This window comes from Runella sp. MFBS21, from assembly GCF_029433105.1.
Lineage (GTDB): Bacteria > Bacteroidota > Bacteroidia > Cytophagales > Spirosomataceae > Runella.
Genome location: NZ_JARNTW010000044.1, coordinates 1 through 12,555, shown reverse-complemented (window position 1 = coordinate 12,555; position 12,555 = coordinate 1). Strand labels below are relative to the sequence as shown.

General features: G+C 41.2%; 20 protein-coding genes. 14 read left to right on the top strand and 6 right to left on the bottom strand.

Annotated elements, in window-relative coordinates; all coding sequences use genetic code 11:
• Positions 1-144 precede the first annotated feature (144 nt).
• The 5 genes from P1X15_RS32175 to P1X15_RS32155 form a co-directional block, all read right to left on the bottom strand.
• Entirely contained in the window at positions 145-1,692 is a 1,548-nt protein-coding gene (locus tag P1X15_RS32175) for a T9SS type A sorting domain-containing protein (protein ID WP_277342212.1), read from the bottom strand.
• A gap of 22 nt (positions 1,693-1,714) precedes the next feature.
• Positions 1,715-2,371, bottom strand: coding sequence for a hypothetical protein (locus P1X15_RS32170; RefSeq protein ID WP_277342211.1), 657 nt, complete (start codon positions 2,369-2,371; stop codon positions 1,715-1,717).
• A gap of 691 nt (positions 2,372-3,062) precedes the next feature.
• Positions 3,063-3,908 carry an ankyrin repeat domain-containing protein gene (locus P1X15_RS32165; protein WP_277342210.1) on the bottom strand — a complete coding sequence of 282 codons (846 nt, stop codon included), beginning with the start codon at positions 3,906-3,908 and terminating at the stop codon, positions 3,063-3,065.
• A gap of 152 nt (positions 3,909-4,060) precedes the next feature.
• Positions 4,061-4,402, bottom strand: coding sequence for a helix-turn-helix domain-containing protein (locus tag P1X15_RS32160; protein WP_409049724.1), 342 nt, complete (start codon positions 4,400-4,402; stop codon positions 4,061-4,063).
• A 15-nt stretch (positions 4,403-4,417) separates the two neighbouring features.
• Positions 4,418-4,774: a helix-turn-helix domain-containing protein gene (locus P1X15_RS32155; RefSeq protein ID WP_277342208.1), complete on the bottom strand. Its 357-nt coding sequence runs from the start codon at positions 4,772-4,774 to the stop codon at positions 4,418-4,420.
• A gap of 106 nt (positions 4,775-4,880) precedes the next feature.
• Between P1X15_RS32155 and P1X15_RS32150 the strand changes: the two genes are divergently transcribed.
• From P1X15_RS32150 to P1X15_RS32105, 10 genes are all read left to right on the top strand, one after another.
• A complete protein-coding gene (locus P1X15_RS32150; protein ID WP_277342207.1) occupies positions 4,881-5,159 on the top strand; it encodes a hypothetical protein in 279 nt (92 codons plus the stop codon).
• Entirely contained in the window at positions 5,156-5,485 is a 330-nt protein-coding gene (locus P1X15_RS32145) for a helix-turn-helix domain-containing protein (RefSeq protein WP_277342206.1), read from the top strand. Before P1X15_RS32150 ends, P1X15_RS32145 begins: the two co-directional genes overlap by 4 nt.
• Positions 5,486-5,809: 324 nt before the next feature.
• Positions 5,810-6,490, top strand: a complete 681-nt coding sequence (locus P1X15_RS32140) for a hypothetical protein (RefSeq protein WP_277342205.1) — start codon at positions 5,810-5,812, stop codon at positions 6,488-6,490.
• A 217-nt stretch (positions 6,491-6,707) separates the two neighbouring features.
• On the top strand, positions 6,708-7,223 hold the full coding sequence (locus P1X15_RS32135; RefSeq protein ID WP_277342204.1) for a hypothetical protein: 516 nt from the start codon (positions 6,708-6,710) through the stop codon (positions 7,221-7,223).
• A 2-nt stretch (positions 7,224-7,225) separates the two neighbouring features.
• Positions 7,226-7,684: a hypothetical protein gene (locus P1X15_RS32130; protein WP_277342203.1), complete on the top strand. Its 459-nt coding sequence runs from the start codon at positions 7,226-7,228 to the stop codon at positions 7,682-7,684.
• Positions 7,685-7,695: 11 nt separating this feature from the next.
• On the top strand, positions 7,696-8,061 hold the full coding sequence (locus tag P1X15_RS32125; RefSeq protein WP_277342202.1) for a hypothetical protein: 366 nt from the start codon (positions 7,696-7,698) through the stop codon (positions 8,059-8,061).
• Positions 8,024-8,416, top strand: a complete 393-nt coding sequence (locus tag P1X15_RS32120) for a hypothetical protein (protein WP_277342201.1) — start codon at positions 8,024-8,026, stop codon at positions 8,414-8,416. The genes P1X15_RS32125 and P1X15_RS32120 overlap by 38 nt, the downstream gene beginning before the upstream one ends.
• Positions 8,417-8,670: 254 nt before the next feature.
• Positions 8,671-8,979 carry a hypothetical protein gene (locus tag P1X15_RS32115; protein ID WP_277342200.1) on the top strand — a complete coding sequence of 103 codons (309 nt, stop codon included), beginning with the start codon at positions 8,671-8,673 and terminating at the stop codon, positions 8,977-8,979.
• A gap of 131 nt (positions 8,980-9,110) precedes the next feature.
• Complete coding sequence (locus tag P1X15_RS32110; RefSeq protein ID WP_277342199.1) at positions 9,111-9,380, top strand: hypothetical protein; 270 nt, start codon at positions 9,111-9,113, stop codon at positions 9,378-9,380.
• A gap of 279 nt (positions 9,381-9,659) precedes the next feature.
• Positions 9,660-10,091, top strand: coding sequence for a hypothetical protein (locus P1X15_RS32105; RefSeq protein ID WP_157585754.1), 432 nt, complete (start codon positions 9,660-9,662; stop codon positions 10,089-10,091).
• 81 nt (positions 10,092-10,172) lie between these two features.
• Here P1X15_RS32105 and P1X15_RS32100 read toward each other — a convergent pair whose 3' ends face one another.
• The gene (locus P1X15_RS32100; protein ID WP_157585752.1) at positions 10,173-10,376 is read right to left on the bottom strand and encodes a hypothetical protein; all 204 of its coding nucleotides are present in this window, start codon (positions 10,374-10,376) and stop codon (positions 10,173-10,175) included.
• Between the two features lie 429 nt (positions 10,377-10,805).
• Between P1X15_RS32100 and P1X15_RS32095 the strand changes: the two genes are divergently transcribed.
• From P1X15_RS32095 to P1X15_RS32080, 4 genes are all read left to right on the top strand, one after another.
• Complete coding sequence (locus P1X15_RS32095; RefSeq protein ID WP_277342198.1) at positions 10,806-11,225, top strand: hypothetical protein; 420 nt, start codon at positions 10,806-10,808, stop codon at positions 11,223-11,225.
• The gene (locus P1X15_RS32090) at positions 11,222-11,623 is read left to right on the top strand and encodes a hypothetical protein (protein WP_277342197.1); all 402 of its coding nucleotides are present in this window, start codon (positions 11,222-11,224) and stop codon (positions 11,621-11,623) included. Before P1X15_RS32095 ends, P1X15_RS32090 begins: the two co-directional genes overlap by 4 nt.
• Before the next feature lie 5 nt (positions 11,624-11,628).
• On the top strand, positions 11,629-12,366 hold the full coding sequence (locus tag P1X15_RS32085) for a hypothetical protein (RefSeq protein ID WP_277342196.1): 738 nt from the start codon (positions 11,629-11,631) through the stop codon (positions 12,364-12,366).
• Positions 12,363-12,555: hypothetical protein (locus tag P1X15_RS32080; RefSeq protein WP_277341974.1), on the top strand; the 193-nt coding region annotated here is incomplete at its 3' end. The genes P1X15_RS32085 and P1X15_RS32080, both read left to right, overlap by 4 nt.

The following is a 12,555-nucleotide window of genomic DNA, read 5'->3' as shown; positions in this document are numbered from 1 at the left end:
ATTGGGGGTTGGCCATGTCGCAATTGTACATTAAATTTGGCGATAGATTACAAGCTGACAGAGAAAATTACCTCGGAGGCTGAAAAGGCAAAACTAAAATCCTGACACAGTTCAGCGTACACTCCCTCCTTACGCCTTATTATCTTAATTCAACACTACTCGCTGAACAACTAACTTATCTCCAGCAGTTTCATTATTAGTTATGTGAAGATAATATACACCTCTAGGTAAGTCTTCAACATTAATAGTAAGAATGCCATCCGCTTTTAAAGATTTTTTCTCAAACGCATCTCTTACATCAACTGTGCGTATTTTTTTCGTTGATTTTTCCTCAAATAAATCAACCCGTTGAGGTAATGTTCTTTTATTTTTAGCTTCTCCTAACTCAATACTAATTTGATTTGTAACTGGATTTGGATAGACTGCATATCTGGCAAAACAATTATCTACACAGACCGTTATACCATCACTATATGTACCGCATCGATTTGTGAAATCTATATCTATGCCATAGCAATCATTAACATAAGAATTAAAATATGCTGTTCCATTGCTGTAACCCGTTAAATAAGCGTTAGATCCGTTACCGCTAGTGATTTCCCAATTATAACTGGTCGCCCCTTCATTAAGGGCTGTAAAATAGATACTTGCGCCATTACACATATTTCCATAAAATGGGCTCCCATTTGCGAGCATACTTGAGTAGGTAGGGAGTCCTAAATGTATTTGTGCGGAAGCAGCATTATTACTTTCGGCTCCACAGGCGGACGAATAAGATTTGACAGAATACGTTCCTGGACCATTTCCTGACCCTGTTAATGTAACACTTGAACCAGTGGCAGAGGTACTCCCGTTTACTCTGGCACTACCCGTAGCTGTCCAATTGTAAGAAGTCGCATTTGAAGCAGAAGCTGTTAATGTAGCACTCTCTGAAGCACAAAGATGTGTACTACTAGGAGAGCCGCTAAAACTAATGCTTGGCGTACTTGGGAAATTATTAATTGACAAATTAGTGGTTTTATTTTGGTCATTGAAATCTGGAGCATCCGAACGTTTAGCAGTTACTTTAAGATTACCACCAGTCGAACCACTAGTTGTAACATTAATAGAGTTAGTAGAACTACTTCCCGACCAACCACTGGGAAGTTCCCATATATATCCAGTCGCATTGGTAACAGCATCTACAGAAGCTGTAAAAGAGCCACATGATACTGATGCAGAAGACCCCACAGGCGAGCCATTGATTTTAATATCACCTACTGCCCCAAGATATCGAATGGCAATAGTATGCTCCGACGATTTATCATTATTAGAAGCAGCCCCTCCTGTGCAATCTCTTACAGTAATTTTTACTTTTCCATTTCCATTCTCATTTTTAAAATAAATGTTTTGGACATATCCTCCAGCATCATATGAAACAGTTTTTGTACTTTGCCCCCCAATATACTGAATCCACCCATTTGTTACTTCCCAATCAAAATTGCAACCAGAAGCAAAAGCAGTGGTGCTACTAATAGTATATACGTTAAGATCCTTAGGTGGAACAGAAACCGAATAGGGAAGTGGAACTATCGTTAGAGTTTGAGCAGAAACTCTTAATGCATTCATAAAAATCAACAAGAACGCACTGTTTTTAACTATATTACCTATATTCAATATAGTATTATTAGAAATAAATGATACCTTTTTCATAATTGCTTTACATTTAGAAAAGTTAAAAAATGATACTTAGGTTTATTGAAGAAAGTGGGAGCAATTCCACTCTGTGCGTAAGGATTCTTGTTCGATTTTTTCGATTAGCTTCGATATAAAGCCCATCCTCTGAAAAATTTTGAAAATGATAGTGTAACATCGACTCAACACCTATAGTTACATTCGGGAGCATGATATATTTAGCTCCTAAAACCGCATTGGCACCGATTAAAAACCCTTCTTCAAAATAATGTGTGGGTACATTTAAAGGGTCTAACTTATAAAGTTTTACAGAATAATAACCTCCTATTATTTCAGGTCCCGTATAAATTAAGAGCTTGTCTATCTTCTTGTAAAACTCTTTTCCAATTCCTAAAGTAATCTTAGCATTTAAGGGTCCTTCTGCCAGATTGATGTAATCCGAAGTACTTAAATTTGTATTTTTTGCCACAAAGTGAATCGTTGAACGTAAACGAAGGGCACTTAGTCTATCATTTTTTGTTTTATACTTCCTCACTACCAGCTCATAATCAGAATTTTTGATAAGAATAGGTGTGATGGCTGTTGAAATTTCCCATCTAAAATTTTTTAAATTGCTGTTTAACTGGGCATAAAGAATCGAGGTAGGTAGGATACACGATACAATGTAAAAATACATGAAGTAAAGAAACTTTTTCATAAGAAATTAGATAAATTAAGTCAATGATATTCCATGTCTATTAATTATGGCTTTATGAAAGAATCATAATTAATAGGCGATTTGGCCAAAACTTGGCAAGTCTAACAAATAGAAAGTAGGGAAGCTATGACTAGGAAATGTTGTTCAAAGGTAGGTGAAAGAATTGTATAAAGAAATACTGGTTTTACGGTATTTCTTTATACTTTCTAAAAATAATCATAATAAAAAGCCAAGACAATAGTTTTTAGAAAGCGATGTTCTATTGAAAAATAGTGCACCCTGATATTCCGCAGAACTATTTGATAGCAAATTTTAAACTTGACTTGAAAAGCTTGCCCTCTTGACCAATGAATTCAATTCCAAACTCTAAACCTATGAAGAATATACTACGTTAAAGATACCCCCTAAAAAACCAAATCATCCAACACCGCATGAAGGTCACCTCAAAATCACGAAGCTGCTGAAACATTTTTAGATTTATGGTGATGCGTGGCGATGCGAAAATAAACAAAAACCCCTTAAATGAGCAGTTTAAGGTTTTTTTTGTATTACCACGAATTGCCATGAACTTAAAAAGTGACCTCGACGGGAATGTTTTTAACCAAACACAATCTCCTAAAAATCAGCACATTAAAGCAAAAAATAAAATTATAACTGAAACACTACTGAAACAAAACACTCTAAAAGCGATTTAAAAATCACGCTCATTTTCTGGTAAGAGGAGTCTTTTATAGTAATTTTTTTGGTTTTCGTATCTCTGCATCTCATCCTGCTCTAATTCTTCAGGAACCGAATTTGTATATTCAAAAAATTCATTAAATAGTGTATTTAAATACTTTATTCTTAAATCATATGGTCTCTCACCCAATTTAATTTTAATACTAAAATCTCCACTTTCATGCTGATTTTCCAAAGTTTTCATCGTTATATCAGCACCATGCTTAATTAATTTTTCAAGAGCATTATCTTCTGCCAATTCTAAACAAGCCTTATGGAGGGGAGTAAAACCCCACTTATTTCTTAAGTTAATGTCTAAAGGCAACTTCATTAGCTCCTCCAAATAAAAATCATCTTGCCCCCCTTTTATATAAGCATGTATTAAGTTTTCACCATTTTCATTAATGATATCGTATCTAACTCCGTTTTTAATTGCAAACTGAAACAACCTTGACAAATCACCTATGTTAGATATCTCCAATACTCTACCGCTTAATATGTGAAAAAATACATTTTCTTCGTTATCGTCTAAAAGATTAACATCTATTCCCTTACTTTTGATATAATCCACTACTTTTTGATTCTCACTAATTATAATCATTTGCACATCCAAAGCTTTAACCTCATAACCTCTTTCTAATAAAGCATTAAGGACTTCGATAAACTTATCTTCATTAGCCTCCGAGATTAATTCTGCTAAATAATAAAGGGGAAACCCATTATCAACTTCATACCCTTCGTCAATCCATTTTAAGACTATGTCATATATATCCTGAACGGTAAAAGGAGTTTTTCGATACACTTGAGATAAAGTAGTCATAGAGGTTTTGATTAAAATTACTTTGTATTTAATGTTACATTTTTGTCTTCTCTGCGTCTCAAACCAAAATAAATACCCTACTTAATATGCTTTTTAGTACAGATTGCGCATTTGAATGTAGCATAATGGGATATTTTTTGGTTTCCCCTCAGCTAGTATTGCCCAACAAAAACAAGTGAATGATTTTTTAAGCCCTCGCTTTCACGAGTCTTTTCAGCTAGCAACTGTAAGGCAGCTTGGTAGTGTTGTTGCTCTAGCTCACGGGTACGTTTTTGAAGATACCTCTCTTCCTCAGTCAATGGGTTTTCACTCCACAAATCACTTACGGTTACTCCTAAAATGGCGGCAAGGGTTCTTACTCTACGAGGCATTCCTTTTCTTGATATCCACCTCAGTACGGTGGGGGTAGTGACTCCCATCATTTGTGCAATATCATCTTCCGTAAAGCCTCTTTTAATCATTAATCTAATCAGATTTCTGGAAAATTGGGGCATGTGCTGTATGTACTCTTATCCGTTTGATTGCGCGGACTTGCGCTTTAATTCTTCGTTTTCTTGGCTCTTGTATTTTAAAAGTTCTTGGGTCGTTTTCAATAATTCTTGCTCAAGCTGACGTACCCTTTCTTCCTCTTTCGACTCCTCCACAAATACAGGGGTCTCACTCTCTATCTGCCCAAATATCCAATCCAAATCTACTTTGTGAACACTCTGAAGAAGGTAAATGGGCTTGCCCGATATATTTCTCCCATCCCTAATAGCCATATTGTAGTTAGACTGAGACATACCAATTGATTTGGCGAACTCAGTTTGACTCATTTTTAAAAACTTCCTTAAAATTTCAATTCTTTGGTTTTCAGGCACTTCCATAGCAATAAAACAAAATTGGTAAATTTTATCACAATTCAGCTTGTTTTTATCAATATTGTGATAAATATTTGTAATGTCATTTTAACATTGTGCAATATACAATTCTATGAAGGTCAACGCAAAAAGTATTGAGCAAACGGTTGTAAAGAGCATTCGGGAGCGTCTGATAGAGCGTTTTGTAAAGGCTCGTGACCAAGTTGGCGTCGATTGGCGTCGGCAGCTTTCTCAAGTTGATGAGTTTTTCAACACCAAAGAAGGTGCCGACTGGATGCAAGGGGCATCTTCGGCGGTATCCAGTCCACGGCGTGCTAGTGCCGACCGCCTTGAGCGGGTAGTACTAGCCCTCGAAAAAATCGCTGACATCCAAAATCCTCCAGTCGTATGAGTTTTCCTACTACTATCGCCCTTAGCCTGCCCGAAGAGCAATTGACCCTCTTGCAGACTATCCACGAACAAAACACCAAGATATTGGCTACCATAAACGGCTCAGCATGGTTGTCTGAAGAGGAAGCCGCTCAGCGACTCAAGGTATCGGTAAGCACCTTACGCAAATGGCGAGGAGAAGGATGGCTACGCTATCATAAGATTGAGAAGGTGATTTTATTTAGAGCCGAGTATTTGGATGAAGATGTAGAGAAAAAAGGATGTGTACAGGCATTCCTCAGCCCTTTGTCAAAGGGTATCACCAAACGCCACGATTCGATTAAATAACATACCAATTTTTTAAGCCCATGAAACCCCTCACTACCCCCGAAACTCCCAAGCATCATTGGTCGTATCCCGTTCTTTTCTGGATTCTCCTTTGTGCCCCTTTCATTGGCGTTTTTAGCCTGGGATTCCCCTTTTACTATTGCTGTCTCACTTGGATTCTACTGTTCTTTTATTGACACTGCTCATAGGATAGATAGCTACCCTTTTGAGTTCATGGCCATTGGTTCGTAGGACAAAACATAAAGACGTTACAGTCCTGTATATGTCCTGCGAACCTAAGCTAAAGTTAAAACTACCATCTCATTTACAAACCCCTCCAAAACAATGTTCAAAAGAAGTATCTCCGTGGCTACCTTAGTCAATCCTTATGCCGCCGACGTTGCCCCCTCTAAACCTCAGTTTTCACTGGCCAAAACAAAAGCCAAATTGGCCGAGTTTTTCCGAAACAACGAGCAAGTCAGAAGCCTTTGCCTTGAAAACCGAGAAGCCTACCCGCGTATGCACCAAAGCGTTCAACAAACCGCTTGGCAACTCCTCATGTACTACATTAAAAATTGGGGAAAACCTAACGCCCGTGCCTACGAAATCAGAATCACCCATAGCTACCTCCGAAAAGCACTCAACGATAGTTGCTGTGTAGCCACCATCAAAAACCATATCAACAAGCTATTAAGTATCTACAAAAGCTTTGTGACACAAAAATATCGCGGAGGGTTAAGACTCGAAAACCAAAACACGGCCTGTATCGTCCTCAAAATCGACCCTACCGTACTCCAATTTGAAGATGAACGCCACAATCAAGCCGTCAAAATAGGCCAACTCTCTGCCGAGGAATCTAGGTACAAACGACAAGTCAACCAACAAACAGAATTTAACGTAGGAGCTAATATTTTGGCCGTCAAAAATGCCAATGATTTACAAGCCAAAAAACGAAACCAAACCCCTTCCCATTTTGCCTCTTTTTTTGCGCAGTCTGACGCCTCCCCTTTTTTAAAACTAGAATAGCTAATTTTTTAGCCTAAGTACCTACCTAAGTACTTAGTAAGTACTATAAGAACTCTAAAAGGTCTTTTAGTAAGGTCTTCGACCCGAAAACCTCGAAAATCCCCCCAAAAAATCGAAAAAAAAGGTTCGTACTGTTCCTATAAGAACATGGGTAGGGGGGGGCGCGGCCACTGAAAATCAAACAGGTTTATAACATGCTCATAGTCAAACAATTACCATGCAAAACAAAATTTACACAGCCCCCAAAACTTCTAGTAGTTTTAGACCCAATCCTTTTGACGGTATCAACAGCCGTCTTGCCCCTATCATCTTCCACAAGTATCCATTTGGAACTTATCCCAACGGAAATGCCAAAGACAGCATGACCTACTATCAGAAAAAGACCAATGACCCCGATTGGGATATGCTTGACTTTGAAAGGCAAGTCGTGTTGGAATTTGACCGCTTTGCCCGTTGCCTACAAAGTAAACTCAATGGTAGCCACGCCAGTAACCCTATCACTTCCATTCAAATCTACCTCAACAACCACGAGGAAAAAGACAGAATCAAACAAGGGGCTATTTCGCAGTACTCCCATGCGGGATTTGCTAGTCCCCATTTTCTGTGCGCTCTCAATATTCGGGGCAAAGAACCTATCAAGGATTTCTCCCGAGAATACGACCCAGAAACCCAAGTCTTTTTTAACCAACATTTGGACGCTTGGATTGACATCCTCCAACAAGCCCGTCGATAGCCATGCACTACCCTCACTTTTACTTCAAAAAGTTAGCGGACAAGGCCGAAATCTACATTCAAGCCGCCGAAGTGGATTGGATAGAATGGACGCTCATGGCCAAAATCTACCCTCCCTGCCACGATTTTGAAAGGCTCGAACCCCTCAACCGTACCCCCGAAAATATCCTTCGTATCGCCCATATCAAAACCCTGCTTAAGGACATCGAAAAATGGAAGAAATCGGGGCAGTTGTGGCACTATCAAGGCCCCAATGAAAGAGGGTTGAAAGTCAGGATTTCCGTTGAGGTTGCTATCATCCTTTTTGAGCTGTGTGAGGCTTCCAACAACAAAGAATTGAACATCTTGAAGGGCAACATCCAAACGCACTTGGCCAAGAATTTCAACCTCTTTTTGGGAGATATGAAACGCGAATCTACCCCCGACAATGAAGAAGATTATCTCTGGTATTTTGAACACTAAACAATCATTCTATGAAACAAATCCAACTCATTTTTCGCTACTTTTTGGTAATTGGAATCATCATCCTTGGTTCTTTATTTACGCATCCACCTGTCATTAAGATTGGTCAAGTTTTGGCCGTCGAACGTTCCGAAGATTCGACCGAGGTAAAAGCCGTTATCACTGCCGAAAACGCCCAAATCAAGCTCTTCTTTGTGAAGGCTGTTCCCTACATCAGCCCTGCCCGTATAGACGTGTTCGGCAAAGACATCAATGGAAATCCGCTCTACTACGACCCTCAAACGCTACTTCATGCTATCCCTGATTCTGTTTTTGTACAATTCAATCTCCCTTACCGAAATGAACAACCAATGGAACCATCACATCAACCTTTTTGAGCAACAAGGTTACAAACCCCCTTTGACCTTTCCCAAAATCAATCTTGGCGAAAACTACAACAACAAATTGGCCTCTACCCATAGTTTTCAGGTGCTTTTGCCTGAATCGAATTTATATCAGGTAGGAGAGACCTACGAGATTCAGGTCAAAGGAAAAACCTTCCTGTATGCTATTTGTGAAGCAATCAGCGTCTATCCTTTTTCACGCATCAGCAGCTTTGTATCACGCATTGATAGGGGAATGAAGCTCGAAGAATACCAACGACAACTACAGTTTGAGTGTAGGCACTTGGGAAGCGTCGAAAACCTCAAATTCTACTTCATGAACATGGTCATCGTCAAAAACAAACCCTAATCCAATGTTTTCTACCACCATAAAAAGCGGTGCTTCAGACAAAAGCTACTTCACAGTAAGCGCTAAATTTTGATAGCAAAATTCAGGTCGACCCTAAAACCCGGACACGGCTGCAGCTTCCATTTTGATAGCAAAATACCTATACAGCTCCACGCCTGGACAGCGCCGCAGCGTCCATTTTGATAGCAAAATAAATTCACTAATCGCTGATGTAGCTCTGCTCCGTCGCGCATCGGCCAAACCAACCTCAAAAAATGATAGCAAATTCAGAAAAAAAGGACTTCAAGACCATCACCCTCAGGGATATGGACATCAAACCTGAACTCGTCAACATCATGAACGAGGTCATGGAAAACACGGGCATCAAAACGGGTCAGGCGTGCATCGAATACATCATCAAAGACTATGACCGTACCTCAAAACTCTATCAAGAACTCTTAAAGCAGTCTGAAAAAGACAATAAAGAAGCCCAAAAGGAAAGGCTGGAATACCGACAAAAGATTCATACCCTTGAAACCGACATGGCTCTGGTAAAAAAAGTATTTCAAATGCTCACCAAATGAGGTTATATCCATGAAAACCAACACTCTATTTTCGCTCGTTGGACTTTTGGCCATCATCATGCTTGTGGTGCTAATGCTCTCACAATTCCCTTTCTACTTGCTTCAATAACCTTTCAGACTAACAAAATATCATGCAAAACCTTATCGCCTCCCCCTTTGACCTTACTGACCTTGCAATCCTTGACCAATTGCTTACCGACATTGAACCCAAAGATGCTCTCTACCTGCTCAAAACTTTTATGAGGGTTTGGATTGAATCCGAGGATATTAATGGAAAGCTAGCGACCGAAAGGTCGGGACTTTACTTCTCCTATGAATCCCTGATTGATTTCTTTGAAAAGCTTGAGAATAACCGAGGCCGACTTCATTGCCGCTGCACTCCTGTACCACCTTCAAAGTAGGTACTGGACAAGCAAAAAAGGCGATGGTTGTCCATCGCCTTTTTTGCTATCTTGCAAGTTGTTACTTTTGTAATTGTTTTTTGGCGGGTTTTCACCAGTGGTGCAAACGCAACAAGCCCGATTCTTTGAAAAGTACACAAAGACACCTTTTGTACTACAGTAACGCTACTTTAATCCTAAAGCTTTTTAGCTTTATATTACTATTGAAAATACATGTTTCTTGTTTACTTCTTTTTGACCTTCGCCTTATTGCTGATAATGATTTTTGCTAAACGAATCGTGTCAAAACTCTTTTCTTCAAGCATTTATCCTACCACTTTTATTACCAGAATAGCGCTATTCATTCTATTTATTTTCTCACTTAGAAGCTGTGGATTAGCTTTCCTCGAAGATGCTTTTAAGGATCCCCCTAATCAACCCTTTAATAGTGAAATTTGGAAAAGTGATAGTTTGAGTGGTAAAATCAGACACACTATGCTTGAAGATTTGCAGAATAATCAGACATTTTTGATAGGAAAGAGCAAAGCACAAGTTATTGATATACTAGGGACTCCTCACACTTCGCCTTACGACAAGCCAAAAACAGACACTTTATACTGGAATTGCTATCATCCTAACACGATTATGGGGGGGAATGAAAATGTCAGTGTTTGCTTTAGAAAAAACAAATCTTACAAAGTCCTTTTTGCTTTCTGGCCCTCAGAAAAATGAATTTAATTTCTGTTTATAGCTTGCTATAATAACAGCGGGGTAAATGTATTATCAACTTAGTCACTTATCAGTATTCCCCCCTCACTTCAACCGACTAAACCTGACAGGGTCAATTTTGAAGTAGTCACAGAAAGTACGCACCGTAATCAACCGTAGCCCCAACTCCCTACGTATCTTCGCCATCTTGTATTCGGCATACTTCGTCGAGAATATACCATTGCGGTCTAACAACTTCGCATTCACTTCTACTTCATAAGGTATCTGGAATTCTTCTAGCGGTCTCATCGAACTATGGGGAGGTTTGCTTTTGTGCTACATTAACATTTGTCAAACAAAAAAACTTACTTTTAGGGTAATTTACAACTAATAACCTTACATATTTTTAGCCTTTCCCTCCTCTCCTTTCTGGATTCCGATTCCTACTACCTACCTACTTATTTAGGAATCCGATTCCTGTTTGATATATACCCCCTTTTGGAATCCGATTCCTAGGATTCCTTGGATTCCTCAAGGAATCCCCACTTTTTCGAGGATTCCGATTCCTTGGATTCCTAGGAATCCTCCATTTCCTTGAGGAATCCGATTCCTGTTTGGATTCCTTGGGTTCCCATTGGATTCCTTAGGATTCCCCCGCTTCTCCCATGTTTCCCCCTATCCCCCTTTGTAAGCTTATTTCCCCCTCCCCAATTTCGCCCAAAACCAAGCCTAACGCCCATGTTCCCCCCTCTCCCTAATCCCAACGCTCCACGTGAGTCTTACACCCAACAAGTCTCCCTCAAAATCGGTATCTCCCTTGAACAAAAGTTCCTCCGTCTCGCCCAAATGCGCGCCACTCACGTCAACAACATTTTCCGCGAAGCCCTCGCCCAATTTGTCGCCAATCCCCAAGACACTCATTCGACCGCCCCCGAGTTGCTCCAACGATTGCAAGCCCTCGAAGCCGAAAATCAACAGCTTCGGCAACTCATCCCTGCCCCCTTGTCGGCCGAACAAATCGCCTACGATGCCTTCTGTAACCCAACCGTCATCCAAGCCATTCGCGACATCGCCCAACGCGTCGAAAACGCCGACATCGACCTTGACGCCGAAGCCATTCTTCATCAGTTCATGACCTTCATCCCTCAAATTCCATGAGACTCGTCATCATCGATGATAACCTGACCATTGTGGAAGATTTTGGGGAGTTTGAACCTGACTTAGCCAAGGCTTTTTTTGTGGATGCCATCGCCGCCCTCGAATTCCAACAGCAGTTGCCCCCTATCATGGTGCAAAACGAAGTCCAACTCCGTTTGCTCACCGATACCCTCGCCCAAATGGGTCTGCTCCACCAAAACCCCCAAGCGATTCAACTGTGGATGCGGCCTTTCATCGCCGAGGAAATCATCCGAATTCAGCAACGAAAGGGACTCCTTGCCCGAACTGCCCATACGCTCGACGCCTACCGTGAAAAAGTCTTCGACTGGCTCAAATCCCACGCTTTCGCGGGGGTATCGCGACTGCTCTCCAATCTCCTCAAACGTCTCTCCCGTTAATTGCCATGTTTCCTGACCTTAAACAAAAGTATTTGGGTATCATCGCTAACGATGCCGCCCAAGCCGCCGCCAATGCCACCAAACGCATGTTTGAAGGTTCGCTCGCCCAAAAAAGAGCTGAACTACCCTCCCAAACGACCCCGCGTGTCGAGACCTTACCTTTTCAAGCTTCGTCCACCCCCACTACTCATCAGCTGCCCCCGCCTGATACGGCGGTACCCAACCCCTTGTTGGCTCCTTACTTGCCTCCTGCTCCCGTTGTCAAACCACAAGTCGAGGAAGAAAAGCTCCGTAGCATGGCCAAGTGGAAAGCTACCGTCAACCTCAAATACGTCGAAACCATTTCCCGCTTTGCCCGTGACGTGTTGGGGGGTATGGCCGCTTCTGACCTCATGGTCGAAATGGTCGAAAGACTCGAATCAAACGATGCCAACCTCTCTGAATACGACCGTGAGATGGCTCAGGGAATGCAAAAGGCCGTCGACCGTCGTCGTAAGATTGAAAAAGCCAAATCCGCGATCCTCTCTGACCTTGAAGTCATTACCATTTACGAGGAAATCATCTTTCAGCAAATGAGGGAACAAAACCTGCGGGGCGAACTCCAACTCCAAAGCCCCAACGAGTTCTTTTGGCATTTGACCCTCATCACCGTCGCCGAAATCGGTAGTGCGGGCAAGGAGGTCATCGCCGAAAAAATGTCGGGTGCCGTTGCCAAGTTCAAACCTAAACCCAAACACCCATGAACCTGAAAGGTAACACTTGGTTGGTCACTGGCTCCCGCGACGTGGGTAAGACCTTCACGGCCATGCAGCTCGCCGAAGAGTTTTTTTTGAGTCCCGTTTGCCCTAAGTCTATCGTCGTTTTTGACCACTCCAACAACGATTCTTATTTGCAGTACCCCCTGCATCCTTTGACCCTGCCACAAATCCCCC